This is a genomic window from Frankia nepalensis (genome assembly GCF_016786325.1).
In the GTDB taxonomy this organism is placed as follows: domain Bacteria; phylum Actinomycetota; class Actinomycetes; order Frankiales; family Frankiaceae; genus Pseudofrankia; species Pseudofrankia nepalensis.
In genome coordinates this window covers 16,076-42,376 of sequence record NZ_JADWYU010000251.1, presented here as the reverse complement: position 1 = coordinate 42,376, position 26,301 = coordinate 16,076, and the positions used below count along the sequence as shown (strand labels likewise).

At 73.7% G+C, this 26,301-nt stretch carries 22 protein-coding genes; 8 read left to right on the top strand and 14 right to left on the bottom strand.

Features of this window, described 5'->3' with window-relative positions; all coding sequences use genetic code 11:
- Positions 1 to 178 precede the first annotated feature (178 nt).
- The 5 genes from I6A81_RS39320 to I6A81_RS39300 are packed head-to-tail and all read right to left on the bottom strand — an operon-like array spanning position 179 to position 6,494.
- Positions 179 to 970 (bottom strand): MBL fold metallo-hydrolase, encoded by a 792-nt coding sequence (locus I6A81_RS39320; protein WP_203002153.1) that lies wholly within the window; start codon positions 968 to 970, stop codon positions 179 to 181.
- Positions 967 to 1,767 (bottom strand): alpha/beta hydrolase, encoded by an 801-nt coding sequence (locus tag I6A81_RS39315; protein ID WP_203002154.1) that lies wholly within the window; start codon positions 1,765 to 1,767, stop codon positions 967 to 969. Before I6A81_RS39315 ends, I6A81_RS39320 begins: the two co-directional genes overlap by 4 nt.
- Positions 1,764 to 2,603: an alpha/beta fold hydrolase gene (locus I6A81_RS39310; protein ID WP_203002155.1), complete on the bottom strand. Its 840-nt coding sequence runs from the start codon at positions 2,601 to 2,603 to the stop codon at positions 1,764 to 1,766. Before I6A81_RS39310 ends, I6A81_RS39315 begins: the two co-directional genes overlap by 4 nt.
- Before the next feature lie 52 nt (positions 2,604 to 2,655).
- Positions 2,656 to 5,463 carry a helix-turn-helix transcriptional regulator gene (locus tag I6A81_RS39305; protein ID WP_203002156.1) on the bottom strand — a complete coding sequence of 936 codons (2,808 nt, stop codon included), beginning with the start codon at positions 5,461 to 5,463 and terminating at the stop codon, positions 2,656 to 2,658.
- Positions 5,464 to 5,501: 38 nt separating this feature from the next.
- Positions 5,502 to 6,494 carry an SIR2 family NAD-dependent protein deacylase gene (locus I6A81_RS39300; RefSeq protein ID WP_307875211.1) on the bottom strand — a complete coding sequence of 331 codons (993 nt, stop codon included), beginning with the start codon at positions 6,492 to 6,494 and terminating at the stop codon, positions 5,502 to 5,504.
- A gap of 228 nt (positions 6,495 to 6,722) precedes the next feature.
- On the opposite strand from I6A81_RS39300, the gene I6A81_RS39295 reads away from it, so the two are divergent.
- Positions 6,723 to 7,622, top strand: a complete 900-nt coding sequence (locus I6A81_RS39295; RefSeq protein ID WP_203002157.1) for a carbohydrate kinase family protein — start codon at positions 6,723 to 6,725, stop codon at positions 7,620 to 7,622.
- 236 nt (positions 7,623 to 7,858) lie between these two features.
- Here the strand turns inward: I6A81_RS39295 and I6A81_RS39290 are convergent, their stop codons facing one another.
- The 3 genes from I6A81_RS39290 to I6A81_RS39280 all read right to left on the bottom strand — a co-directional run bounded on the left by I6A81_RS39290 (position 7,859) and on the right by I6A81_RS39280 (position 10,142).
- Positions 7,859 to 8,227: an FKBP-type peptidyl-prolyl cis-trans isomerase gene (locus I6A81_RS39290; RefSeq protein WP_203002158.1), complete on the bottom strand. Its 369-nt coding sequence runs from the start codon at positions 8,225 to 8,227 to the stop codon at positions 7,859 to 7,861.
- A 324-nt stretch (positions 8,228 to 8,551) separates the two neighbouring features.
- On the bottom strand, positions 8,552 to 9,313 hold the full coding sequence (locus I6A81_RS39285; protein ID WP_203002159.1) for a Mut7-C RNAse domain-containing protein: 762 nt from the start codon (positions 9,311 to 9,313) through the stop codon (positions 8,552 to 8,554).
- Between the two features lie 115 nt (positions 9,314 to 9,428).
- Positions 9,429 to 10,142, bottom strand: coding sequence for an HAD family hydrolase (locus tag I6A81_RS39280; RefSeq protein WP_238428766.1), 714 nt, complete (start codon positions 10,140 to 10,142; stop codon positions 9,429 to 9,431).
- A 434-nt stretch (positions 10,143 to 10,576) separates the two neighbouring features.
- Between I6A81_RS39280 and I6A81_RS39275 the strand changes: the two genes are divergently transcribed.
- Complete coding sequence (locus tag I6A81_RS39275) at positions 10,577 to 11,317, top strand: MerR family transcriptional regulator (RefSeq protein ID WP_203002160.1); 741 nt, start codon at positions 10,577 to 10,579, stop codon at positions 11,315 to 11,317.
- Between the two features lie 69 nt (positions 11,318 to 11,386).
- Here I6A81_RS39275 and I6A81_RS39270 read toward each other — a convergent pair whose 3' ends face one another.
- Positions 11,387 to 12,142 carry a hypothetical protein gene (locus tag I6A81_RS39270; protein WP_203002161.1) on the bottom strand — a complete coding sequence of 252 codons (756 nt, stop codon included), beginning with the start codon at positions 12,140 to 12,142 and terminating at the stop codon, positions 11,387 to 11,389.
- Positions 12,143 to 12,596: 454 nt separating this feature from the next.
- Between I6A81_RS39270 and I6A81_RS39265 the strand changes: the two genes are divergently transcribed.
- The 6 genes from I6A81_RS39265 to I6A81_RS39240 all read left to right on the top strand — a co-directional run bounded on the left by I6A81_RS39265 (position 12,597) and on the right by I6A81_RS39240 (position 19,626).
- Positions 12,597 to 13,430, top strand: coding sequence for an enoyl-CoA hydratase family protein (locus I6A81_RS39265; RefSeq protein WP_238428767.1), 834 nt, complete (start codon positions 12,597 to 12,599; stop codon positions 13,428 to 13,430).
- On the top strand, positions 13,430 to 14,569 hold the full coding sequence (locus I6A81_RS39260) for an acyl-CoA dehydrogenase family protein (RefSeq protein ID WP_203002162.1): 1,140 nt from the start codon (positions 13,430 to 13,432) through the stop codon (positions 14,567 to 14,569). Before I6A81_RS39265 ends, I6A81_RS39260 begins: the two co-directional genes overlap by 1 nt.
- A gap of 214 nt (positions 14,570 to 14,783) precedes the next feature.
- Positions 14,784 to 15,716 (top strand): alpha/beta hydrolase, encoded by a 933-nt coding sequence (locus tag I6A81_RS39255; protein ID WP_203002163.1) that lies wholly within the window; start codon positions 14,784 to 14,786, stop codon positions 15,714 to 15,716.
- Positions 15,717 to 16,050: 334 nt separating this feature from the next.
- Entirely contained in the window at positions 16,051 to 17,175 is a 1,125-nt protein-coding gene (locus I6A81_RS39250; RefSeq protein ID WP_203002164.1) for an acyl-CoA dehydrogenase, read from the top strand.
- Between the two features lie 364 nt (positions 17,176 to 17,539).
- Positions 17,540 to 18,382 carry an enoyl-CoA hydratase gene (locus I6A81_RS39245; protein ID WP_203002185.1) on the top strand — a complete coding sequence of 281 codons (843 nt, stop codon included), beginning with the start codon at positions 17,540 to 17,542 and terminating at the stop codon, positions 18,380 to 18,382.
- Between the two features lie 485 nt (positions 18,383 to 18,867).
- The gene (locus I6A81_RS39240; RefSeq protein ID WP_203002165.1) at positions 18,868 to 19,626 is read left to right on the top strand and encodes a fibronectin type III domain-containing protein; all 759 of its coding nucleotides are present in this window, start codon (positions 18,868 to 18,870) and stop codon (positions 19,624 to 19,626) included.
- A gap of 147 nt (positions 19,627 to 19,773) precedes the next feature.
- On the opposite strand, the gene I6A81_RS39235 is transcribed toward I6A81_RS39240, so the two are convergent.
- The 5 genes from I6A81_RS39235 to I6A81_RS39215 all read right to left on the bottom strand — a co-directional run bounded on the left by I6A81_RS39235 (position 19,774) and on the right by I6A81_RS39215 (position 26,134).
- Positions 19,774 to 20,685 carry an ABC transporter permease gene (locus I6A81_RS39235; protein ID WP_203002166.1) on the bottom strand — a complete coding sequence of 304 codons (912 nt, stop codon included), beginning with the start codon at positions 20,683 to 20,685 and terminating at the stop codon, positions 19,774 to 19,776.
- A gap of 49 nt (positions 20,686 to 20,734) precedes the next feature.
- Positions 20,735 to 21,967, bottom strand: a complete 1,233-nt coding sequence (locus I6A81_RS39230; protein ID WP_203002167.1) for an ABC transporter permease — start codon at positions 21,965 to 21,967, stop codon at positions 20,735 to 20,737.
- On the bottom strand, positions 21,964 to 23,664 hold the full coding sequence (locus I6A81_RS39225; RefSeq protein WP_203002168.1) for an ABC transporter ATP-binding protein: 1,701 nt from the start codon (positions 23,662 to 23,664) through the stop codon (positions 21,964 to 21,966). The genes I6A81_RS39230 and I6A81_RS39225 overlap by 4 nt, the downstream gene beginning before the upstream one ends.
- Before the next feature lie 19 nt (positions 23,665 to 23,683).
- On the bottom strand, positions 23,684 to 24,772 hold the full coding sequence (locus tag I6A81_RS39220; RefSeq protein ID WP_203002169.1) for a BMP family ABC transporter substrate-binding protein: 1,089 nt from the start codon (positions 24,770 to 24,772) through the stop codon (positions 23,684 to 23,686).
- A gap of 684 nt (positions 24,773 to 25,456) precedes the next feature.
- Positions 25,457 to 26,134 carry a flavin reductase family protein gene (locus I6A81_RS39215; protein ID WP_203002170.1) on the bottom strand — a complete coding sequence of 226 codons (678 nt, stop codon included), beginning with the start codon at positions 26,132 to 26,134 and terminating at the stop codon, positions 25,457 to 25,459.
- Between the last annotated feature and the right edge of the window lie 167 nt (positions 26,135 to 26,301).

Genomic DNA, 26,301 nt, shown 5'->3' with positions numbered 1-26,301 from the left:
CCCGCCCGTCCGGTCCCGCCCGCGGCGCCCGCGTGACGACGCCTACGTGACGACGCCTACGTGACGATGCCTACGTGACGACGCCCGCGGGGCCGGCGTCTAGCGCCGGCCCCGCGGGCGCGGTGCCATGTGGTGCCGTGGTGCTGGGTGATGCCAGGTGGTGCCGTGTGCCGCCCTGTCAGGTCTCCAGGTCGGTGGGGGTGCCGATGGGCAGCCAGCGGACGCTGTCCCGGACATCCGGCGGCGCGTCCGCGAACTCGCGCTCGATGACGGCCCGAGGCTGGGAGAAGTGCTTCCAGCCCTCGTAGTGCACGGGCACGGCGGTGCGCGGGCGTACGGCCTCGAGCAGGTCGACGGCGTCGCGGGCGGTCATGGTGTAGCGCAGCGGCCCGGTGACCGGGAAGCGCACCCCGCCGAGGTGCACCAGCGCGAGCCCGACCGTCAGGCGGTCGGCGACCTGCCGGACGCCTCCGTAGAGGACGGTGTCACCGGAGATCCACAGCACGCCGTGGCGCTGCCCGTCCCAGCGCAGGGCGAAGCCGACGACGTCGCCGACGATCGGGCGGAACAGCGGCGGGCCGTGCCGGCACGGCGTGGCGGTGACCTCGATCGTCGGTCGTCCCTCGCCTTCCAGCGTGGTCGACGCCCACGGGCCGAGCCCGCGCGCGCCGCCGCCGAGCCGCCCAGCCCCGGGCACCGTGGTGACGACCGTGCCCGCCGACGCCAGCAGCTTTCGGCCGGCGGCGTCGAGGTTGTCGCCGTGGTGGTCGTGGGTGAGCAGCACCGCGTCGACGGGACCGAGCGCGTCGGCCGGGATGGCCGGGTCCGTGAGCTTGCGGGACGAGGTGCCCCAGCCGAACGCGTACGCGCCCCCCGCGGCGTCGAACGTGGGGTCGGTCAGCAGCCGCCAGCCCGCGAACTCGATGAGCGCGGTCGGGCCGCCGATGTGGGTGACGCGGACCGTGCTCACGACCGTGCGTGCCGCAGCGCCCAGTCGAGGGCGTAGTCGGCGATCTCTTCCCAGCCCTGCTGGGCGGGCAGCAGGTGCGCGTACCCGTCGTACTCCTTGATCTCGGTGAGTGCCTTGGACTTGTAGTGCTTGAGGTTGGACTGCTGGACGGCGGGCGGCATGATGTGGTCCTCGCTGCCGGAGATGAACAGCAGCGGGGCACGGTCGTCGTTGTGGTAGTTGACCCAGGTGTCCTGGTGGCCGGGCTGGAAGTTGGCCAGGACGCTGCCCCACAGGATCCCGCCGTTGGCGGGGATGTGGTACCGCTCGTAGAGGGCAGCGGACTCCTCGGCGGTGAACGTGTTCGTGAACGCGTACGTCCACTGCTCCAGCGACAGCCCGACGGCCTTGTGCCGGTTCGCCGGGCTCTTGAGCACCGGGAACGTGGACTTCACCTGGGAGAGCGGCACGACCTTGACGCCCTCGGTGGGCGCCGAGTTGAGCGCGACGCCCGCGGCGCCGCGGCCGTGGTCGAGCAGGATCTGGGTGAACGCGCCACCGGCCGAGTGGCCCATGATGATCGGCTGGCGGTCGAGACCGTCGATGATCTTTTCGATCTTTTCGATGATCGCGGGAACGGTGACGTCGACGATGATCTGCGGGTCGGCCCGCAGGGCCTCGACCTCCACCTCGAAGCCCGGGTATCCCGGGGCGATGACCCGGAACCCCTTCGCCTCGAAGTGCGTGATCCAGTGCTCCCAGCTGCGTGGTGTCACCCAGAAGCCGTGGACGAGAACGATCGTGTCGGGCGTGGTCATCGGTTCTCCTGGTGGGTGCGAAGGAAGGCGAGCAGGTCCTCGGAGAGCTGCTGCTTGTGGGTGTCGGTGATGCCGTGTGGCGCGCCCGGGTAGACGGTGAGCGCCGCGTCCCTGATCCGGGCGGCGGACGCCTGCCCGCCGACCTCGAACGGGACGACCTGGTCGTCGTCGCCGTGGATGACCAGCGTCGGCACGTCGAAGGCGTCCAGGTCGGGACGGAAGTCGGTGGCCGAGAAGGCGGCGATCGACTCGTACGCGCCCCGGTGCCCGGCCTGCAGGCCCTGGCGCCAGAACGCGTCCCGCACGCCCTGGGACACGCTCGCGCCGGGGCGGTTGAGGCCGAAGAACGGGCCGTCGGCCAGGTCGCGGTAGAGCTGGGACCGGTCGGCCAGCGAGCCGGCGCGGATCGCGTCGAAGACCTCGGCCGGCAGGCCGCCGGGGTTGTCGTCGGTCCGCAGCATGAGCGGCGGCACGGCCGACACGAGCGCCGCCTGGGCGACGCGGGCGGTGCCGTGGCGGCCGATGTACCGGGCCACCTCGCCGCCGCCGGTGGAGAACCCGACGAGCGTGACGTCACGCAGGTCGAGGGCCTCGATCAGCGCGGCCAGGTCGTCGGCGTAGGTGTCCATGTCGTTGCCGCCCCAGGTCTGGGTGGAGCGGCCGTGCCCGCGCCGGTCGTGGGCGATGGCGCGGTAGCCGTGCTCGGCGAGGTGGAGTTGCTGCGCCTCCCAGCTGTCGGAGTTGAGCGGCCAGCCGTGGCTGAGCACGACGGGCCTCCCTTCACCCCAGTCCTTGTAGTAGATCCGCGTGCCATCGGTGGTGGTGACGAACGGCATGAAAGCGCTCCCACCTACGAGTGTGCGGGTTTCCGGTCCGCCTGATCGTCGGTCAGGGCGATTGGTCGTCGAATCCCGTGGAACGCGTAGTCATGTCCGCCGAGCCGCCGGGTTGCCCGGGCGCCGCGCTCGCGAGCGCGGCGGCGAGCTGGCGGCGCGACGTCACGCCGAGCTTCCGGAAGACCTTGCGCAGGTGATAGTCGACCGTGTTGGCGCTGATGAACAGCTGAGCGGCGATCTCGGTGTTCGTCGCGCCGGTGGCGGCGAGCCGGGCGACCGCGAGCTCCTGCGGGGTCAGGCCGGTGGCCGTCGCGGCGGTCTGGCGGCGGGCGGTCTCGCCGGTCGCCGCGAGTTCCTGCGCGGCCCGGGCGGCGAACCCGGCCGCGCCGATCCGCTCGAACATCGCCAGCGCGGCGCGCAGCTGATCGCGGGCGTCCCGGCGGCGTTTCCGGCGGCGCAGCCACTCGCCATAGAGGAGGTGGGCCCGGGCGAGGTCCGTGCGGGCACGGGTGCCGGAGAGCAGGGTGATCGCCTGCTGGTAGAGCGGCTCGGCGCGGTCGCCCGGGGCCAGCAGCGCCTGGCAGCGGGCCAGCAGCCCCAGCGCCCAGGGGCCGCCGGCGGCGGTCGCGCGGGCGGAGAGGGTGCGCAGCGTCGCGTCCGCGAGCACCCGGTCGCCGCCGCGGACCGCGGCCTCGACCAGGTTCGGCATCACCCGTGAGTGCGAGCCGAGAGCGTCGGAAGCGATCAGATGGTGGGCCTCGGCCCGGGCCCGGGCGTAGTCGCCGCGGCCCAGGGCCAGGATCACCTGCCCGATCCGGGCGATCGACTCGACCGCGCCGTTGCCGAGCCAGGTCGCCGCCTGCCTCGAGCCGTCCAGGACGCCGTCGAGGTCGTCCAGGTCGGCGCGCCAGGCCAGCAGCTCGGGATAGCGGTAGATGGCCCACACCTCGTCGGTCGCGCCCATCGCCGCGCGGACCTGGTGACCGTCGGCCAGCAGCTCGTCCGCGGCCGTGAGACGGCCGAGGTTGGTCTCGTGCATCACCGCGCAGTACAGGGCGGTGTCGAGCTGCCAGAGGGCGCCGGCCCCGCGGGCGACGGCGACGGCCCGACCGATCACAGCCGTGTGCAGCGGCTCGTCCCACAGCATCATGCTCAACCAGACCGCCGGCAGATAGCTGCTCAGATATTCCTCGTCCGAGGTGGCCGAGTCGACGAGCGCCGCGCAGGCGCGGCGCATGTGGGGCACGGCCCGCTCGTAGCCGTCGAGGCTGAGCACGCTGTAGGCGCGCAGGATCAGGCCAGGTCCGGTCGCGGGCTCGGCGTCGCCCAGCACATCCTGGATCACGCGCGCGACCTCGACGTGTGTGGTGTCGCGCAGGAGGCCCTCGGCGGTGAGCCCGAACTCCACCGTCTTCAGCAGCGCGTCCCGGGCTCGCTCCGGCGCGGCCGCGCCGAACGCCAGCGCCGCTCGCAGGGCCAGCGACGGCGCCCGCGCGAACCCGCCCTCGACGCCCAGCGTGAGGAGCGTGCCGGCGCGGACCACCAGCGCCCTCCCCCGCCCGGTGCCGTCGGCCTCCGCCTCGTCGACGGCGTCGAGCAGGGCCTGCGCCTGCAGCGGCGCGCCCGAGACGAACGCCGCCTCGGCGGCGGCGAGCCGCCGCTCGACGCGCGCCGGGCCCTCGGGGGTGAGCTCGGCGGCCCGGGTGAGGAACGAGGCGCGGGCCACGTACCCGCCGCGTGCGCCGGCCCGGTCGGCCGAACGCTCCAGCTCGGCGGCGACGCCCGCGTCGGTGCCGACGCAGGCGGCCGCCAGGTGCCAGGCACGCCGGTCGGCGTCACCGGGACGGGTGGTCGCCTCGGCCAGGGCCGCGTGCGCGCGCCGCCGGTCGACGCTGGTGGCGCCGCCGTACACCGCGGACCGCACCAGCGGATGGCGGAAGTCCGCGGTCGCGCGCAGCGCCAGCAGGCGGGCCGCCTCGGCCGGCCCGGTCGCGTCCGGCCCGACGCCCAGGCGGGCAGCCGCGTCGCGGATGTACTCGAGGTCGCCGCCCGGCTCGGCGGCGGCCAACAGCAGCCACGTCCGGGTGGCCTCGGGCAGCGCCTCCACCCGCCGCAGGTAGTGCTCCTCCAGCCGGCTCCCGACCGGCAGCGGGTCCGGCAGCGACAGCCCGCCGGCGAGCTGCGCGGCGGTCAGCTCCTGTCCCAGGTCGGTCAGCGCCAGCGGGTTGCCGCCGGTCGCGGCCACGATCCGGGCCCCGACCCGCGCGTCCAGCGGCCCGGCCACGGTCGAGCGCAGCAGCTCCAGCGCGGGCCGCTCCTCCAGGCCGGTGACCTCCAGGACCGGCAGCCCGGCGAGGCCGTCGAAGCCGCCGCGCGCGGCGAACAGCAGGCCGACTCCGTCGGCGTGCAGCCGCCGGCCGACGAACGCGAGCACGCCGAGCGACTCGCCGTCGACCCACTGGGCGTCGTCCACGCAGCACAGCACCGGCCCCGAGGCGGCGACCTCCGCGAGCAGCGTCAGCGTCGCGAGCCCCACGAGGAAGCGGTCGGGCGGCGGCCCCTCGGCCAGTCCGCACGCGACCCGGAGCGCCCGCTCCTGCGCCGGGGGCAGGCCCCGCGGCGCCTTGAGATAGGGGATCAGCAGCCTGTGCAGCGCGGCGAACGGGAAGCCCGACTCGGACTCCACCCCGGCGACCCGGATGACCCGCAGGTCGGTGGCGGCGCCGGCGGCGTGGTCGAGCAGCGCCGTCTTGCCGATGCCGGGGTCGCCTTGGAGCAGGAGAACGCCGCTGAGCCCGCCGCGCACGGCCTCGACGAGCTCGTCGAGGCGTTCGCGCTCCTTGATCCGCCCCCTGAGCACGGTTCCCCTCTCCCCTGGTAGACACCCCAGCCGAGAACCTAGAACCGGCGTGTGTCCTCGCGGTCAAAGTTCGGCCACTCGTCGCCAACGGCCCGACGGAGCGTCGGGAACTCAGCGCAGCGGGTGTCGAGGGCCGTGAGCGCGGCGAGGGCGCCGGTGGGAAGGGAGATGCCGGCGCCCGGGCGGACGGCCGGCTCGGTGGGGTTGATCCTGATGAGGGAGCCGGCGCCGACGCCGGACGTGTTCAGCCCGGCGACGGCGTCGGACGCGGCCGCGGCGCGTTCCGCGTGCAGGCGCACGGTCGGGATGGCGCCGCCGGCGCCGAGCTCGACGACGACCAGCCGGCCCGCGCCGGTGGCCGCCTGTCGTTCGAGGACGTCGCGCAGCCAGGCCGACAGCTCCCCGAGCGCGGTCTCGCTCGGTCCGGGCACCCAGCCACCGTCACCGAACATCAGGATGTTCGGCCGGGCCAGCGCGCCGCAGCGTCCGCAGGTGGGAAACGGGCCGGTCGCGCGCATCGTGGCCTCGTCGAGCTCGATCTCGACGCCGTCCGCGGGCCAGACGTCATCGGAGCACGGCCGGACGCACTGCAGGTGGTGGATCGAACCGTGCACCTCGGCGACACCGCCGAACCCGGCCCGCTGGAACTGGCCGTCGACGTTCGACGTGAAGACCCGCGCCCCACCCGGGAGGTTCGCGCCCCAGCGTCGCAGGATCTCGAACCCGGCGTGCGGCACCGTCCGGCGGTAGAGCCCGAGCCGGTGCCCGTAGAAACCCCAGGCCAGCTCCGGGTCGGCGGCGAAATGCTCCGGGTCCGCCAGGTCCACGAACGACATCCCGAGCCGGGCATACGGCGGGTAGGCCCGCCAGAACCCGGCGTTCCCCCGGAAGTCCGGCAGCCCGGAGTCGACCCCCATCCCCGCCCCCGCGCACACCAGCAACGCGCCGGCCCGCGCGACCAACCCGGCCGCCACGTCCAGCGCGTCCTCCAGCTCCGCCCCCACGTCCTCGCCCCGCGTCGCGTCCGTCACCACGTCACTGTGACAGCCGACATCCCAGGCCAGCGGGCCGAGGCGACAGCTCTCTCCAGCCGCCCGTCCTGGCAGTCCTACGACGCTTCTCGCGGATCTCACGCGGCGCTGGGACCTGGCGCCTCGCCCGCCGATCTCGCGTACAGGCGGTGATCTTCAGCCCGGCATGCCACGGGCCAGTGGCCCGCTCGCGCCGCGCCGGCCCGGAAGTCCGGAAGTATTGCGCTCATGACGGGGACGGTGGTCGTCGCCGGGGTGGCGAACGTGCAGCAGACGGTGCCGGTGGCGGGGTTTCCGGTTGTCTACGAACCGGTGCGGTATCTGCCGCACGGGTTGCGGCTGGAGGCGGCCGGCGTGGGGCTGAACGTCGCGCGGACGCTGCGCGCGCTGGGCTCGCCGGCCGTGCTGGCGACGTTCGTCGGCGGCGACCCGGCCGGTGCCCTCGTCCGCGCCGAGCTCGACCGCGTCGGCCTGCCCGGCGGCGCGGTGCTTCCCAGCTCCGGCACCCCGTCCTCCGTCGTCCTCGTGGATCCCCACGGCGCCCGTCAGATCCACACCGACCTCAAGGACGTTCCCGACGCCGAGTACCCGCCGTCGTCGTTCGCCGAGCTGCTCGCCGGTGCTCGCCTCGCCGTCCTGACAACGGTCGGTTTCGCTCGCCCCCTGCTGCCCGTCGCCCAGGCCGCCGGCGTGCCGGTCGCCGTCGACCTGCAGACCATCACCGACCCCGACGACCCCTACAGCCAGCCGTGGCTGAAAGCCGCCGACATCGTGTTCTGCTCCGCCGAACGCCTCGGCACCGCCCCGGCCGACGTCGCCCGCGCCGTGTTGGACCGATTCCCCGCCCGGATCGTCGTCGTCGGCCTGGGAGCCGACGGTGTCCTGCTCGCCACCCGCGACCGCCCCGCCCGCCGCATCCCGGCTGTCGCCCCTCACGGTGTCATCGACACCACCGGCGCCGGCGACGCCCTGTTCGCGGGCTTCCTGCACTACTGGCTCGCCGCCGGCGACGCCGACGCGGCGGCGGAACACGCCGTTGTCGTGGCCGGCTGCGCGGTGGGCACCGCCGGCGCCGCCTCCCACGTCACGGCTGCCCACGTCGCCGCCCTGCTCGCCGCCACGGGGTGATCGGTGCTACCGGAGCCACCTCGAGGGCCGTTGTCCGCCCGACCGCGTCCTCGGTCCGTTGGGATCGGGACCATTCACCACGCGAAGGCGGTAATGGCCGGGTAGGTCAGGTCTCGCGGCGATCGCGCCGGGCTGGAGAAGCAGACACAAAGCCGTCGAGCCGACGGCTTCGCGCGCGGTGGGCGCGGAAGCCACCGGCTCGCCGGAGCGGAGGTGGTTGTATCGGGCGGACGGGGTCAGCTGACGCCGAGCAGGTCGACGACGAAGATCAGGGTCTCGTTGGGCTTGATGTCGCGACCGGCGCCGCGCGTGCCGTAGCCGAGGTGCGGCGGGATGACCAGCTGGCGCCGGCCGCCGACCTTCATGCCCTGCACCCCCTGGTCCCAGCCCGCGATGACCTGCCCGGCGCCCAGCCGGAACCGGAACGGCTCGCCCCGGTTGTACGAGGCGTCGAACTCCTTGCGCGAGCTGTGGGCGACCCCGACGTAGTGGACCGACACGGTCCGGCCCGCGACGGCCTCCGGGCCGCTCCCCTCGGTGATGTCCTTGACGACCAGGCCGGTTGGCGGCGTCGGGTCCACGAAGTCGATCTGAGGCTTCTCCACGCCCCCACCTTACGGGCGGAGCCCTCTCGGACAGAGACCGACCGGCCACCTGGCGCCACCTTCCACCTCTGGTCGCCGCCCCTGGATCGCCGCGGTGGCTCCGGTGGGGACACCGGCCCGGCGCGCTCTGGGACGGAGCGATTGACACCGGGCCGGTGTCCCTGCCGGGGACCAGAGCCGTGAAGCGGCATGTCCCACGCCCACCACCGGGACCGCGGTCCGCCGTCAGGAGCCGCGGCCGTCGGCCAGCCGCCACGTCCCGATCGAAAAGGGCGCTTTTCGGCATGTTCCCGCCAGACGCGCCCCAAACCACTCCCGCACGATTCAACGCCGGTTGGGCGGTGGCGGCTGGGGCGGTCGTGGCTGTCCTGGGCTCGGTGCCAGGGCGGTAGCCACGAGGGCGTCGAGGCGCTCGGCGTGCGCGCCGCGCCAGTAGACCCGGCCGCAGCCGGAGCACCGGGTGAACCGCGTCGCCGTCCGCCGGGTGCCCGGCTCCAGCTCGTCGAGGACCTGCTCGCGCGGCACTGCCCGCAGCTCGGCGCCGCAGGCGACGCAGCGGGTGAACGGCGCCAGGGGCGGCGCGAACCGATCGAGGACGTCGCGCGTCTGCTCGTCCGGCCGCTGCCCGCGGACGTACGCGCCGCGCGGCAGGGCGCGTCGGCACAGCAGGCCCCGGTCCCGGGTCAGCAGCACCCGGCTTTCCCGGATCGCCTGGGCGAGCAGTTCGTCGTCGGCGGCGTCGTTGCGGTAGGCCACGTCGAGGCCGAGCAGCCGCAGCCGGCGCGCCAGCGCGCCCAGGTGGACGTCGAGCACGAACCGCGCCAGCTCCAGTGGTTGCGGCCGGGCCCGCGGCTCGACGCGCACGGTCTCGTTCGCGGCCGGGCGGTACGACACGTCCACCCGCTCGCCGTCACCCCGACGCAGCGCGCCGACCTCGGTCAGCGGCACCCCCACCGACTGCACGACATGTCCCACCGTGGCGTCTGGGTCATCCGGCGGCCCGACAACCAGCCCGTCCGCACGCCCCCGCCGCCGCGACGCGTACACCAGCGGCCGCAGTTCATCGGCCACCTCCAGCACCACCACACCGCGGGCCTACCCCGCCGCTCAGGCAGAACCACCACCGACGAGCCCACGCGACTCATCGGGAATGCGCGCGGACCGCCGGCTATGACCCGAAGCCGCGGTCGTGGTCCCGCTCTCAGAAGGCCAGTTCGTGGAGGGTGCTGATTCTCGGGACGTCGACCGTCGGATGGGCGTCCGCACGGTCGACCAGGACCGCTTCGATACCCACGTTGACCGCGCCGAGGACGTCCTTTTCCAGCGAGTCGCCGACCATGAGGACCTCCTCCGCCGCCGTGCCGAGGAGGTCGAGGGCGCTGCCGAACGCGAGCGGGTCGGGTTTTCCCATGGGGAGCATGGACGACGCGATGAGGAGGTCGATCTCGTCGTTCAGACCGAGCCGGCTGAGCTTGAGCCGTTGCTGGTCCTCGTCCCCGTTCGTGAGGATCGCGACCGTCAGACCGGCCGCGCGGGCGCGTCGAAGCGCGGGAACGGCGTCGTCGAAGGTCGTCCAGCCGGCCTCGTAGCGGGTGAGGTATCCCTTGAAGAGGGTGTCCGCCTCGTCGTCCGGCACCGCGCGCGAGAGGAATTCGCGCACGCGGGCGCGACGCTGCTCGATGAAAGTGATCTCCCGGCACTGGTAGCGGGCGTAATGGTTTTCCGAAATGATCGTCCACCGCTGGACGAGCTGGTCGTCGGTAATGCCGTTTTCGGCCGCCCACGCGACTACCGCCGCGTCCGCCGCCGAGCGTTGGTCGACAAGCGTGTCGTCAAGATCGAAAAGAACCCCCCGTAGCATGACCGGGATTCTCGCACGATTCGCCCGGGGAAATACAGGAAAGCGCCGCGCCATGACCGCCGTGGCCTCGGCCTGGTCGTGACCGCCGCTCGCCCACAGGTCACGACGCGCATAGGGCGCGTGCCGGCCGAGAGCGACCAGGTCCTCGCCGTCCGCTCGGGCCCGCGAGAGCCGGTCACCGGTTGGGCGACCGGTCACTGGCCGGGCGACCGGTCACTGGCCGGGCGACCGGTCCCTGGCCGGGCGACCGGTCCCTGGCCGGGCGACCGGTCCCTGGCTGGCCGAGCGGCCGGCGACCGGTGGTCGCCGGGCGGGCACCGGTCACTGGTCACCCGGCCAGGCCGCCGGTACTGGCCGGCAGGAAGGCCGCTCGGCCCGCGGCGGTCGTTCCAACGGTCGTCCGCCCTCGGACGCGCGACGGGCGACTGGTCCTCCCCGACCGCCCAACCGGGCCGGTCAGCGGCCCGGGCGGACGTACAGTGCGCCGTATGACGGGTGGGCCGTCGCTCCCGAGGTCCGGCGAGCCACTCGCCGGGACTCCTCGGGCTGCCCGCGGCAGCGGGCGTCAGGGTCAACGGCGCGCCGGCTCGGCCAGGCGGGCCCTCACCACCGAGCGTCAGATCGCCTACTGGCGTCGGTCCGGACTGCTGCGCCCCGGCCCGACCGAGCTGGCCCAGGCCCGCACGATCGCCGCGTTGCGCCGGGCCGGCGTCAGCCTCACCCGCATCCGCGCCGCCGCCGACCGCCTCCAGGCCAGCTGGGCGGCCGTCGACCCGACGTATGACCCGCTGTCGTCCGCGGCGTCCCCCAGCCCGCGGGGCCCTGCCTCCCTGTCGGACGGCCTCGCGTCACGGACCGCCGGTCCGTCCCGTCTCGCTGTTCTGGGCGCGGAGTTGTTCATCCAGCACCCCGACGGCACCTGGGAGGGCGACAGCCAGCCAGGTCAGCTCGTTCTGGACGGCGTCCTGCCCCTGCCCGGCCCGCCGTCGTCCGGGCCGGACCGCTCCGAGCGGCGCCCCGGCACCGCGTCCACCCGGCGGCGCGCCCCTGGTCCTGACCGGGAGGCGATCCTCCAGTTCCTCGCCCGCGAGGACGCCCTCACGCCGGCGCGCCCCGGCAACGCGGACCACCAGCCCGAGCGGGAAGCCGCGGACCAGCGGCGTCGGGCGCAGTCCTCATCGCCCTCGCAAAGGATCGCGGCACGCCCAGCGCACCCGGATTCGGGTTGACGTCGAGCCTCGGCACGCCGTGAGGGACCGCGTTGACACCCGCCAGCCGTGGGGCCTCGGGAGCGCCGGTTACTCGACGCGGCGGCGGGACAGGACGACGGCGGCGGGGCCGCCGAGGAGGGCGGCGCCAGCCAGGAGGGCGGCCAGGACATCGAGGGCCAGGATGGCGGCGCTGTCGGAGGAGGAGATCAGCTGGACGCCCGCCCTCGCGGGTGGCTCGGCCTCGCCGACGCCGGCCCCGGGCGGCGCCGCGACGGCCGGCGTGCCACCCGTCGCCGGGACGTCCCCCGGCGGGGCATCGGCGACGGCGCGGCCGGGCGACGGGATGGCCGCCGTGGCCGGAGGCGTCTGAACGTCCGGGCTCGGCGCGGTGGTCGTCGCGGCGGCGTCGGCGGGGCCGGGCGCGGGCGGGCCGGGCGGCGCGGGCGCGTTCCGCGCGACGCCGCCACCCGCCGGGACGCCGCCGCCGGTGCCAGCGGCGGGCGCGGGAGCAGGCGGGGCGGGGGCGGGCAGGAGGCCGGCCACGGCGTCCCCCACCATCTGGCCGAAGTCGTCCAGATCGAGCCGCGGTATTCCGCCGAGATCCACCTGAACGTCGAAGCTCTGCTCGGAGAAGAGGTCGTCGGTGCCATCGGCGCGCGCGGGCAGGGCAGTCAGGACCACGATCGGGGCCGCGACCAGGGCGCTGACCATCAGCCCACGCACGGCACGGCCAGCCCCGGCCCGGCCGAGGTCTCCCGTCGATGACTGCCGGGGCCGGGCGTTCTCCGAGAAGGCGCGGCGGCCCCCGCGGGTACCGCCGGGAACATTGTGCCGCGTCGACATGGCCAGACCCCTCCGCTGTTGGTGGTGGACCAATTGTGCGGACGGTCGGCACCGACAATGCCGTTTCGCGTGGTCAGCCCGGCGACATGGCGTGTCGGCCGGCATGCAGTCGACATGTCGACATGCGTGCTGGCCACACCATCACGAATTCAGCGAGCCGAGCGGCCCGCCCGAATTGTTCGCTATACCCGGCTCATGCGTACCGGCGAGCCGGCGGCCGATCGGATGTGCCGGGTCCGGAACGCCGCGCGCCGACGCGCGGGCGTAAATGTCAGGAATATGTCGCGGTCACGGTCGGACACCGGTTCGCGACCGCCATGACCGGCCGAGGTGGTCATGGCCCGTCCCGCGACGACCAGGATGTGGACGGACGACGTGACGGCATCGCTGGTTCGCCAACCAAGCGCTTGTTAGAGTGCTGGCTCGGCTGGGCGGCCCGCTCCCGGGAGGTGGAATGATCACGACGGTGGTGGACGACGCGGGGATCGCCGAGATCGTCGTCGACTACCCGCCGGTCAACGCGCTGCCGGTCGCCGGGTGGTTCGCGCTCGCCGACGAGTTGCGCGCCGCCGGGGCGAACCCGGCCGTCCGGGTGGTGGTGCTGCGGGCCGAGGGCCGAGGGTTCAACGCGGGCGTGGACATCAAGGAGATCCAGCGCGACGCCGGCCATGAGGCGCTCATCGGCGCGAACCGGGGCTGTTTCGCCGCGTTCGCCGCCGTCTACGACTGCGCGGTGCCGGTGATCGCCGCGGTGCACGGGTTCTGCCTGGGTGGCGGGATCGGGCTGGTCGGCAACGCGGACGTGATCGTCGCGAGCGAGGACGCCACGTTCGGTCTCCCCGAGGTCGACCGGGGCGCGCTCGGGGCCGCTACCCATCTTTCCCGGCTCGTCCCGCAGCTGAAGGCCCGGGCGATGATGTACACCTCCGCGACCGCGACCGCGGCCGACCTGCGCGCCTTCGGCTCGGTGCATTCCGTCGTCCCGCGCGAGAGGCTGCGCGACACCGCCCGGGCGCTCGCCGCCGAGATCGCCGCGAAGGACCCGCGGGTGATCCGGATGGCGAAGGAGGCGTTCAACGGCATCGACCCGTGGGACGTCAAGCGCAGCTACCGCTACGAGCAGGGTTTCACGTTCGAGCTCAACCTGGCCGGGATCGCGGACGAGGTCCGGGCGGGCTTCGGCACCGTGCCCCCCAGGGCCGACAGCGGCGAGGCCAAGGGCGATCCCAAGGTCGAGAAGAGCGAGCAGGACGGCGGCGCGGACGGCAACGGCGGGGGCGGCGCCTGATGGACCTGACCTGGTCAGCGCAGGACGAGGCGTTCCGGGCCGAGGCGAGGGCGTGGCTGACGGCGAACGTCCCGACCGCGCCGCTCCCCTCCGGGGACACCCGCGAGGGCTTCGCCGCCCATCTGGACTGGGAACGCAGGCTTTTCGCCGCCCGCTGGGCGGTCGTCTCCTGGCCGGAGCGCTACGGCGGGCGCGCGGCCAGCCTGTGGCAGTGGCTGGTCTTCGAGGAGGAGTACGCGCGCGCGGGCGCCCCGCAGCGCGTCACCCAGAACGGGATCTTCCTGCTCGCCCCGACCGTCTTCGAGTTCGGCACCCAGGAGCAACAGGACCGGATCCTGCCCCGGATGGCCGCCGGGCTGGACACCTGGGCACAGGGCTGGTCCGAGCCGGGCGCGGGCAGCGATCTCGCCAGCCTGCGCAGCACCGGCGTCCGCGACGATGAACGCGGTGGCTGGCGGCTCTCGGGCCAGAAGACGTGGACCACGCGCGGAGCGTTCTGCACACACTTGTTCGGCCTGTTCCGGACCGACCCGGCCGCCGGCCGTCACCGTGGGCTGACCTACTTCCTCGTGCCGCTGGACGCACCGGGAGTGACGGTCCGCGGCTTCGAGCGGCTCGACGGCGACGAGGGCTTCGCCGAGGTGTTCTTCGACGACGTGTTCGTCCCGGACTCCGACGTGCTCGGCGGCGTCGGCAAGGGCTGGCAGGTCGCGATGGCGACCACAGGCTCCGAGCGCGGCCTTACCCTGCGCCCGCCGGGCCGTTTCCTGGCCACCGCCAACCGCCTCATCGAACTGGCCCGTTCCAGCCCCGGCGGCGTCCCGGCCGCGTTGCGAGACCGCGTCGTGCAGGCCTACGTCGACGCGCAGGCCTACCAGTTGTTCACGCTGCACCAGGTCAGCGGCCTGCGCAACGGCCGCCAGCCCGGCCCGGCGTCCAGCCTGAACAAGCTGTTCTGGTCCGAGATGGACGTCCGCATCCACGAGACCGCGATGGACCTGCTCGGCGCGGGTGCCGAGCTCGACGGCCCGTGGAGCAGGGGCTTCCTGTTCTCCCTGTCCGGCCCGATCTACGCCGGCACGAACGAGATCCAGCGCAACGTCGTCGCCGAGCGCCTCCTCGGCCTCCCCCGCGCCTGACCGCCCCACCGCGCCGTTCCCTGTCGCGGTCCTGAAGCGGGCGAGCCGGCCGAGTGGCCTCCGCGAAGACCAAGGGCCGTCAAGGATTCGGGCGCGCGGCGAAGCGGGCATCGTCATCGAAGCGGGCATCGTCATGCCAACGCGCCGCTGTCAGGCCAACGCGCGACGCGGGGTCCGTTTCGTGCCGTATTGCCCGTGATGGGAGGCACTCGCGATGAGCAAGTTGGTTCTTGAGGCGGCGGCCCAGGAGTTCGTCGAGGCCACCGCCAACCCGCCGTTCCTGGTCGATCTCGGCCCAGCCGACGGCCGTAGGACCGTCGACCAGATACAGAGTCCCGAGATCGAGGTTCCGGGCACCACCAAGGAGACGCTCACCGAACCAGCGGTCACGATCTTCCGGCCGGAGGGCGCCTCCGGGCCGCTGCCCGTGGTCCTCTACATCCACGGCGCCGGCTGGGTGTTCGGCAACAACCACACCCACGACCGGCTCGCCCGTGAGATCGCCAAGGGGGTCGGGGCCGCCGTGGTCTTTCCCGACTACAGCCTGTCGCCCGAGGCCCGCTACCCGACCGCGATCGAGCAGAACTACGCGGCGGCCCGCTGGGTGGCGGAGCAGGGCGCCGAGCACGGCCTGGACGGGACCCGGCTGGCCGTCGCCGGCGACTCGGTCGGCGGCAACATGGCCGCCTCGCTGGCCCTGAGCGCCAAGCGGCGCGGCGACGTCCGGCTGGCCGGACAGGTGCTGTTCTACCCGGTCACCGACGCCAGCTTCGACACGGGCTCCTACCAACGGTTCGCGACCGGCTACTACCTGCGCCGGGACGCCATGGAGTGGTTCTGGGACCAGTACACGACCGACCCGGCCGCGCGCGCCGAGATCACCGCGTCGCCGCTGCGCGCCACGACCGAGGACCTCACCGGGCTGCCGCCCGCGCTGGTCATCACGGGCGAGGCCGACGTGCTGCGGGACGAGGGCGAGGCGTACGCCGCCAAGCTGCGCGAGGCGGGCGTCCCGGTCACCGCGGTCCGCTACCAGGGCATCATCCACGACTTCGTGATGCTCAACGCGCTGCGCGGCACCCGCGCCGCCCAGGGCGCCATCAGCCAGGCCATCGGCTTCCTGCGCGGCGTCCTCGGCCAGAGCTGACGGCTACCCGCCAGGCGTCCCGCCGCCGGCCCGCACCGGCCCCGCGCGGCGCTTGACGGCCACCGCGCGGGCCGCCCCTACAGCTGTTCGTCGGCGTGGTTCGCGCCGGCTCGGTTCCGGCGGCCTGACCACCGGCCGCACCGACCTGCCCGGCTGCCTCCTGGATCGGTGGTGAGCCAACCAAGCGCTTGCTAGAGTTCTGGCGCGGCGGCGCGCCACGCGGCGGTCGGTGCCAGCCGCCGCCTCGGCCCCGGCATACGCCGGCCAGCACGACGCCGCCCGCACGAGGACGGCCAGCACGACGACGGCCGGGAGCCAGGGACCGGGAGCCGGGATGGACTTCGAACTGGACGCCGAGGCGCTGGCGCTGCTGGAGGCGGCGGGCGCGATGCTCGACGCCGAGGCGACGCCCGCCCTGATCCGCGCCGCCTGGCCCGCGAGCCGCGGGGACGCGCCGGCCACCGCCGGGCTGGAGCAGGTGCGCAAGGTGTGGGCGACCCTCGCGGACCTCGGCGCCGTGGGGGCGCTGGTCGCCGAGGACGCCGGCGGCCTGGGGCTGGACCTCGGCCAGGTCGTCCCGCTGTTGGAGCGGGTCGGGTACGTCGGCCTGCCGGTCCCCGCGGTCGAGACGATCGTCCACGCCGCGCCGCTGCTCGCGGCCGCGGGCCATCCGGCGCTGCCCGACGTGCTCGCCGGCCGCGCGCTCGTCGCCGTCGGCACCGTCACCGCCGGGGGCGACACGCTGATCCCTTACGGGCGGCACGCCGACCTGGTGGTGCTGCCGGGCCTGGGCCTACGCGCGTTCGGGGCCGGCGAGCTGGCGCTCGAACCGGTCGCGACGGTCGACGGCGCGCGGGCGCTCGCCCGGCTCGCGGCTCCGCCGGCCCCGGGCACGGGCACCCTGCTGACGGCGGATCCGGCCGAGACCGAAGCCGCGTGGTGGCGGGCGGCGGTCGGGACGGGAGCGGTGCTCGTCGGGCTCGCGGCCCGGATGCTGGCGCTGACGGTCGAGTACACCAGGAACCGCGCGCAGTTCGGCGTTCCGGTCGGCAGTTTCCAGGCGGTCAAGCACGCGCTCGCCGGCGCGCACCTCGCCGTGGAGTTCGCCCGCCCGGCGGTGCTCGCCGCCGGCTGGCGGGCGGCCCACTCCCCCGAGGCCGCCGAGACGGGCACGACCACGGAAGCGGGCACAGCGACGGCGACGGACACGGCGAGGGACGCCGCCGTGGGGGATGCCCGGGACGCGGCGAGCGTCGCGAAGGTGCTGGCTGGCGACGCGGCCCGGCTCGCCGCCCGCGCGTCGATCCAGTGCCACGGGGCGATCGGCTACACCACCGAGTACGACCTCCATCTGTTCGCGAAGCCGGCCTGGGCGCTCATCGCCGCCTTCGGCGACCCACACTGGCACCGCGCCCGCCTCGCCGCCTCGCTCGGTCTGCCAGACCCGGTCGACGCGTGACGGGCGGGCATCGGCATTCCACGGACGGCGACGACCCCATGCACGACACTGATCATCTGAGCAGGACCACGCATCTTGAAGGAGCGGCGCGATGACCGAGCGGACCTTCCGGCCGACGACGCCCGACCTTCCGCCCGTCGCCACGGTCACCGACACCACGGCGCTGGCCCAGGCCGCCGATGCCACCCGGGTCGCGAGCATCGGCGCCCGAGGCCCGCGGGGGGAGCCCGGCCCGGCCACGCGGACCGCTGCCGAGGACGCCGCTGCTTCTCCCGGGCCGGACGCGGCGGGCGCGGCGGACGTGCCGGACACGCCGGGTCCGGCCCGGGAGGCCGCCGCCGTCACGGTCGCCGAGCCGGCGGTCGTGCTGTACGAGGTCAACGGGTCGGTCGCGCGGGTCACGATGAACCGGCCGGAGTACCGCAACGCGCAGAACTCGAAGATGACCTACGCACTGGACGATGCCTTCTACCGAGCGGCGGCCGACCCCGACGTGAAGGTGGTGATCCTGGCGGGCGCCGGCAAGCACTTCAGCGCCGGCCACGACATCGGCACCCCCGGACGGGACATCGACCAGAGCTTCGACCGGCGCGCGGGCCTGTGGTGGGACCACGTCGGCCAGCTCGGCGCGGAGAGCCGGTTCGCCCGGGAGCAGGAGGTCTACCTGGGAATGTGCCGGCGGTGGCGGGAGCTGCCGAAGCCGACGATCGCCCAGGTGCAGGGCGCCTGCATCGCCGGTGGCCTGATGCTCGCCTGGGTCTGCGATCTGATCGTGGCCTCCGACGACGCCTTCTTCGCCGACCCAGTGGTGCGGATGGGCATCCCGGGCGTCGAGTACTTCGCCCATCCGTGGGTGATGGGGCCGCGGGCGGCCAAGGAGTTCCTGTTCCTGGGCGAGCGGGTCGACGCCCGCCGCGCCCTCGACCTCGGCATGGTCAACCGAGTGGTGCCGCGTGCCGAGCTGGCGACGGAGGTCACCTCGATCGCCGAGCGGATCGCGACGATGCCTCGCCTGGGACTGGCGCTCACCAAGAAGGCGGTGAACCAGGCCGAGGATCTCATGGGCCTGCAGACCGGGATGGATGCCGTCTTCGGCCTGCACCACCTCGCCCACGCCCACAACGCCGAGGTGGGCAAGGACTCGCTCGCCGGCCACGACGCCCGCTCCATGCGCGACGCCCGCCGCGGCTCCGAGTCCAGCGCCTGACGTCCGCACCGGGCACCGCTCCAGCGCGACGTCGTCGCCCACGAGTCCGCGCGGGGCCGATCCTGCCCAAAGACGGGTAGGGCTGTAAAACGACCGGCGCCGGGGTGAATCGGCGCTATGGCGACGTCGGAGCGCCTCAGTCTGGTCGAAGGGGCCAGACCTGGAAGCCTCCGGACACCGGCCCATGGTCCAGGGGGGCGGGCAGTTCGACCCGCGTCGGCGACTCCTCAGCGCCCGGCCGATGCGTGGGCACAGTCACGGGGTAATAGACCCGCGTGCCGCTCGCCTGGAGCCATTGAGGAGCGTGACCTCCGTGCGAGGAGAAATCTGTCGGCGCTCCGTGGCCGAATTCGCTCCGCTCCCCCGACCACCCCCGGAAAACGACCGCCCGGATAAAGCGACCGCCGGATAGGGCGACTGCCCGCCAGACGGGCGGCTGTCCGGTCCTCGTTCGCCCCACCCAGGGCGACGAGATCAACCTTTTCATGCCCGGCCGGGTGTCAGCCCTCCGACGAAGGAGGCTGCCCGGCCATGCGCCAAGCCTTTCCCATCGCCGCCGAAGAGCCGGAACCACCGGATCGCGCGCGCTGGAAAGGTTCAGCACCGCCCGCCGAAGGGAGAACACCGTGGTTCTCGCGCGCAGGATCGCGTTGTCGGTAGTCACCGCCGTCCTCGGGGCCGGCCTGGTGACGGTCACCGCCGGCTTCAAACCGGCGAGCGCCGTCTTCCTCAATCCGAGCTCAGGGCCCCCCACGCGGCAAAGCGTGACGGCGACCGTGACCAACGGCCAGTTCCTGCACCTCATCCAGGCATCGGGAGACATCGTCCAGCAGTCGCTGCCCGTGCTGGTCGGGCTGAACGGTAACGCCGCCCTCAAGGTGACGCTGAAACCGAAACCCAAGCCCGGCACGTATAAGATCATCTTCACGGACCTGACGGACCGCACCAGGCTGACCGCGTCCTACACGGTCATCGACCCCAACGCGAGCAAGCCGGCGGCGCCGTCGCATGTGACCGCCAGGAGGGACACGAACACGAGCATTCGCGTGACGTGGGCCGATAACGCGACCAACGAGTCCGGTTACCAGATCAAGAATGTCACCACCGGCCAGCTGGTGACGGTGGGCGCGAACAAGACGAGCTTCCTCGCGAAGCCCGTCAGCGCGTTCGTCAAGCAGTGCTTCCAGGTGAGGGCGATCAACAACTCCGGCACGTCCGCCTGGGTGTCGGCGAGGTGCGTCTGACTCCGTCAGGCAGTCGGTTCGCCGATGCCTGATGCGTGACACCGCCTGAGTCGGGGCCGATGGTCGACATCGTGTGGTCGACCATCGGCCCTGACGCGCGGGTACCGGAGGCGATGCCCGGCCGTCGGCCTCCGCCGGTCGGGTCTTCTAGACGATGCCGCGGGTGAACGGTTTTCCGAGGGCGGCGGGCTGGCGGGTGCGGCGGACGAAGGCGACCATCGCGGCCAGGGCCAGCAGGTAGGGCGCGGCGATCAGCAGCTGGCTGTTGAGCCGCAGCCCGACGGCCGGCAGCGCCAGCCGCAGCGCGTCGGCGAAGCCGAACACCGCGACGCCGACCATCGTGCCCCGCAGGCGCCAGGCGCCGAAGATGACGGCGGCGATGACGAGGTAGCCACGACCAGCCGTCATGTTGTCGTTGAAGGAGCCGACCGCGCCGACGGCCAGGTGCGCGCCGCCGAGCCCGGAGAACAGCCCGCACCACAGCAGCGCCTGGCGCCGGCGCACGTTGACCCGGATACCGGTGACGTCGGCGCCCTGCGGGTTCTCGCCGACGGCCCGCAGCTCCAGGCCCCACCGGGTCCGCTCGACCAGGTACCAGGTCAGCGGGATGAACACGATCAGCAGGTAGACGGGCCAGCGCTGGACGAACAGCGGTTCGCCGACGAGCGGGATGTCCCGCAGCACCGGGATGCTGACCTGGGTGACCTGGTGGCCGGTCAGTTCCGAGCTCTCGTGGAAGAAGCTCGTCGCGCCGAGGGCGAGCACGTTCAGGGTCAGGCCGACGACGAACGTGTTCACGGCGAGCCGGTGCGACGCGTTGCCGTGGACGAGCCCGACGAGCAGGCCGGCGACCGCGCCGATCAGCAGGCCGAGCGAGGCCGAGCCAGTGGCCGACGACGTCGCGATCGCGGTGAACGCGCCGGTGATCATCATCCCCTCGATGGAGATGTTCATCGTGCCGGCCCGTTCGGCCAGGTACTCGCCGCAGGCGGCGAACGCCAGCGGCGCCGCGAGCCGGATCGCGCTGGACAGGATGGTCGAGCCGTCGTCCAGGATCACGCGAACGCTCCTTCCACGGAATCACCGGCCAGGCCGGCGGCGGCGCGGCTCACGCGGCGGCGCCCGCGACGGCCGCGCGGGCGACGGCGGCCTGGCGACGGCGGCCCGCCGCGGCCCGCCACAGGGCGAGCAGCGCCGGCGGCAGCACGAAGGCGAAGACCAGCAGCGCCTGGGTGATGTCGATCAGGTACGCGGGGACGCCGGTGGAGGCGAGCACGCCGCCGCCGGACCGCAGCGCGCCGAACAGCAGCGCGGTGATGACGGCGGCGATCGGCTTGTCGCGGGCGACGAGGGCGACGAGCAGGCCGTCCCAGCCGTAGTTGTCCGACATCCCGGGCTGCAGCCGGTACACCTCGCCGGTGAGCACGACGCCGCCGGCGAGGCCGGAGAACGCGCCGGAGATGGCCAGCGCCACGCCGCCGAAGGTGGCCTCGCGGACCCCGGCGTGCCGGGCGGCGAGCGGGTTGTGGCCGAGCATCCGGACCTTGAAGCCCCACCGGCTCCGGCTGAGCAGCAGCGAGACGACGACCGCCAGGGCGAGCGCGATGATGGCGCCGGCGCCGAGGGTGAAGCCCGGGTAGTCGCCGATCATCGGCAGCCGGAACGACGGCGCGAGCGCGTCGGACTGCGGCGCGACCACCTGCCCGGCCACCCGGGTCTCCTGCAGCAGCGCGGGCTGGCTGACGACGAAGCTGACCAGCTGCTCGGCCAGGAAGATCATGAGCAGGGTGCTGACGACGACGTCGACGCCGCGCCGGTAGCGCATCACCGCGGGGATCGCGGCCCACAGCGCGCCGCCGAGCGCCGAGCAGACCAGCGTCATCGTCAGCACCAGCGCCGGCGGCCCCTGGGTGCGCAGGCCCACGTAGGCGCCGACCGCGGCGCCGATCAGCAGCTGTCCCTCCTGGCCGATGTTGAACACGCCGGCGCGGCTGCTGACGCAGGCGCCGACGGCGACGAGCAGCAGCGGGGTCGCCTCGAGCAGCGTCTGGGACAGCGACGACGAGCTGCCGACGCTGCCGTCGATCATCGACGAGAAGACCTTGCCTGGGGCGCCGCCGACGGCGGCGACCAGCAGCGCGGTGATGCCGAGCGCCGCGGCGACCGTGACCACGGTGAGCGCGGCGACCGCGAGCGGCGACCCGCCGCTGTTCCTGGTGGGGGCGAGCAGCGCCCGGACGGCCCGGTCCGCGGAGCCGAGGACGCCGGGGCCGCTGGAGGCCGAGGGGCCGACGGAGGCGCCGGGGCCGGAGGGGGTGTCCGGGCGGGTGGGGGCGCTCACCGGGCACTCCCCGCGGCGGCGGCCGACGAGGGCGGCGGGGCCGATGGGGCTGACGGGGCCGGCGGGCCGGCGGCACCGCCGCCGACGAGCAGGCCGAGCCGCTCGGCGTCGGCCTCCGTCGGCGCGAGCTCGCCGACCATCCGGCCGGCCGAGATCACCGCGATCCGATGGGACAACGCCATGACCTCCTCGAGTTCGGTCGAGACGAGCAGGACGGCCACGCCGGCCGCCGCCGCGGCCCGCAGCTCGGCGTACATGCCCTCGATCGCGCCGACGTCCAGGCCCCGGGTGGGCTGGGCGGCGACGAGCACCGCCGGCTGCGCGGACAGCTCGCGGGCGAGCACGACCCGCTGCTGGTTGCCGCCTGACAGGGTGCGCAGCGGCGCGTCCAGCGACGGGCAGGAGATGGCGAACCGTTCGGCGAGCTGGGCCGCGTGCGCGCGTTGGCGGCGCCGGTTGACGAACAGCCGGCCGCTGACCGGGCCAAGGTCGGTCATCACCAGGTTGTCGGCGACACTCATGTCGAGGACGACACCGGAGCGATGCCGGTCCTCGGGGATGACGCCGACACCGGCGGCGTGCAGCGCGCCGGGCCGGCGCGGGTCGACGGCCTGGCCCGCGACCCTGACCGCGCCGGCGTCGGGGACGGCGAGGCCGGCGAGGACGTCGCCGAGGGCCGACTGGCCGTTGCCCTCGACGCCGTACAGGCCGACGATCTCGCCGGGCCTGACCGACAGCGTGAAGCCGTCGAGCGGCGTCGCCCCGGTCGGCGACCGCAGCGTCACACCGTCGAGCTCCAGCACGGGGGCGGCCCCGGCGGCCGGCGCGCCGCCGGGATGGCCCTCGGGCGGGTCGGCGGCCGGGGCGACGGGGGTGAGGCCGAGGGCGGCGGCCTCCTCACCGAGGGAGACCTCCCGGCCGACCATCTCCCGGGCCAGGGTCGCGGCGTCGGTGCCCCGGGTGTCCAGCCGGGCGACCACCCGGCCGCGGCGCAGCACGGTGACCCGGTCCGTGGCGGCGAGGATCTCCGCCAGCTTGTGGCTGATGAGGACGACGGCCTTGGCCTCGTCACCGCCGGTCACGGCGCCGCGCAGGACGGCGAACAGCTCCCGGGACTCGGCCATCGACAGCACCGAGGTCGGCTCGTCGAGGACGAGCACGTCCGGGTCCTTGCGGAGGCACTTGATGATCTCGACTCGCTGCCGCTCGCCGGCGGACAGCGAGTCGACGGTGGCGAGCGGGTCGACGGGGATGCCGTAGCGCTCCCCGACGCGGACGACCTCGGCGCAGGCGGCGTCACGGCTCAGCCGGCCGCCCCGGCGGCGGCCCGCCGGGGAGTCGTCGCCGAGGATGACGTTCTCCCAGACGGTCAGCGCGCCGATCAGGCTGAAGTGCTGGTGGACCATGCCGACGCCCATGCGGGCGGCGACGTGCGGGTCGGCGACGTCGATCGGCTCGCCGTCCCGCAGGATCAGGCCGCCGTCCGGGCGGACCAGCCCGGACAGCACCTTCATGAGGGTCGACTTGCCGGCGCCGTTCTCGCCGAGCAGGCCGTGGATCTCGCCGCGCCGGACGGCCAGGTCGACGCCGTCGCAGGCGACGACCTGGCCGTACCGCTTGGTGATACCCCGCAGCTCGATGGCCGGGGCACGCGCGGCGGAGGCCGCCGGATCAGTGAGCCGCGGGGTCTGGGTCATCTCCGGGTACCGCGCCCGCTCAGCCGGCGAGCTTCGCGACCTCGTCGGCCGCGACGATCTCACCGGAGCCGATCTTGCCGATGAGCTCGTCGACCTTGGTCTGGATCTCCGGGTCGTCGCAGACCTTCACGGTCGGGACCTCGTCGACGCCCATCTTCCACTTGCGGGTGACGCCCATCTCCAGCTTGCCCTCGGCGAAGTTCTTCAGGGCGGCGGTGAAGTAGTCACCCGGGCTGAAGATCACCGAGATGGCGAAGTCCGCGGACGGGTCGCCGCACCGGTCGGTGCCAGGGGTGAGCGACGGAACGCCGTGCTCGGTCGCGATCTTGGCGGCGGCGTCGGTCGCGCCACCCAGGTACGGGTAGAAGATCTTCACGCCCTGGTTGATCTGGGCGAGCGCGGCCTCCTGGCCCTTGGCGGAGTCGTCGAAGTCGCCGGTGTAGGTGGCGACGACCTCCGCGTCCGGGACGACCATCTTGATGCCGGCCTTGAAGGCGTTGTACGCGAGCTTCGAGAAGTCCAGCTCGGGACCGGTGACGTAGCCGGCCTTCGTGTCGCCGGTCTTCTGCATGACCAGGCCGGCGGCGTAGCCGGACACCAGCAGGCTCTCGTTGGCGTCGTCCTGCGAGGTGGAGATGAAGGGGGTCTGCTCGACGCCCTGGCCGGCGGCGACGTACCAGGCGGTGTTCGCGCAGACCGCCTCGGCGGCGACCGGGATGGCGTCCTTGAGCTCGCTCGCGCCGACGGCCACCAGGTCGACCTTCTGCCGGCAGATGTTGCGGGCGGCGGTCACCGCGTCGGCCGGGTTGAGCTTGTCCTGGGTGATGACCTCCCAGCCCTCCTGCTCGGCGAAGGTCTTGGCGGAGGCGACGAAGCTCTCGTAGTAGCCGTTGTCGTTGGTGTCACCGGGGCTGAGGATGCCGATGATGACCTTGCCGTCGCCGTTCACGTCCGGCTCGCTGGACGCCGCGGCCGGCGTGTTGGCGGCGGCGGCGGGCTCGGCGGTGTTGGTGGTCGAGTTGTCGCCGCAGGCGGCGACCGTCACCAGAGACAGCGCCGCGACCCCGGCCAGGGCGGCCAGGCGCGGGCGAAGAGACCTGACAGTCACGTCGTACCTTCCGCGAGGAGACGGTGAGTTCGGGGTGCCGCGGCCTACGACGCTGTAAGGCCGCCTCCGCTGGAGGTCACGGAGGTGGATGAAGTTGTCGCGCGCCGCGGCGCGGCGCGCCCGCGTCGACCAGGTACCGCCGCATGGGTCGCGGCGGAGGGTGCTCTCGGCGGTGGTTGCCATGCGCTGGCACGGTGCCGTGGCCCGGACGGCCAGCGCCGGTCCCGAGCCCTTTCCCCCGGAACCTCGCCGTGGCGCCACGTCCGTCGTGGGGTTCCCTGAAGGTTAGTGAAGGGCGACCCGCACCCCCCTGTGCCTTGGGCACCAACCGTTCCGACGCGCCCCGGTCGCCCCCGTCTTCGTTACATCTAGCTGTCACGGCCGCTACATGGCCGACATCTTCTCGCCGGTCCGCCCCGCCGGCCAGGAGCGTCCGAACTCCCTGCTCCCAGGCATTTTCGGCGCAGGCACCGGCAGGCAACGGCGCGCGGCGCCAGTGTGGGCAAACTCGCTCGGGTCTCCTCGGCCGTCTCGGCTCCCCGATCTCCCGGCGCCCGGGCCTCCTCGACCGTCGCCAGTGCCGGTGCCGTCGCCGGTGCCGTCGCCGGTGCCGGGGCCGGTGCCGGGGCCGGGGCCGGGGCCGGGGCCGGGCCCAGGGCCGGGGAGCAGGTACCTGCCGCCGTCTCAGGAGCCGGCGAGCGCCGCGTCCGGGATCTTCTCCGCCGGGTCATACGGGATCCGGTCCAGTTCGACCATCGCTTCGGGCTGGGCGACGACGAACCACGGGAAGCCCATCCGGCCGACAGCGGGGATCTTGGTCGGGTCGATCCGGTTCGGCTCGGCGAGCAGGTCGTCGTCGACGACGACGCAGACCACCTCGGCGAGCACGAGGTGGATGCCGGCGAACGGCTCGTCCGGGTCGCCCCGGTCGATGATCTCCCGGACCCGGCACTCCAGCTGGGCCGGGCTGTCCGCGAGCGACGGCGGCGCGACCCGCCGCGACGGCTTGAGCTTCCAGCCCACGAGGGCGGCCTCGTTCACCCCGGCCGGATACTCCCGGGCGATCGTCTCGATGTGCTCGGCGAGCGGAGCGGTGGCCACGTTGATGACGAACTCGCCGCTCGCGGCGAGGTTCACGAACGTGTCTTTGGGCGCCGGGGTCGCCTCCCGCCGGGTGCCCATCGTGATCGCGACGGTCGGCGGCAGGCCGCAGACCGGCATGTAGTAGCTGTACGGCGCGACGTTGACGGCACCATCCGCCGACATCGTCGAGATCACCGCGATCGGCCGCGGTACTACCAGCTGCGACAGGATCCCCTGCCGCTGCGCCGGAGTCAGCTCCGCGAGGTCAATGACTGGCATGTGTCCTCTTTCGCTCCGGTGCGCCTGAGCGCAACCAAGCCACAACTAGTGACGGCGCATCAGCGCGGTGCCAACTCAGCCACCTCACCGACCCCGAACCAGGTCAGCCACTGTCATATGGCGTGAGCCGGGAGCCAGGTGGCGAGGGCGCTCAGCGCCCGAAGGCG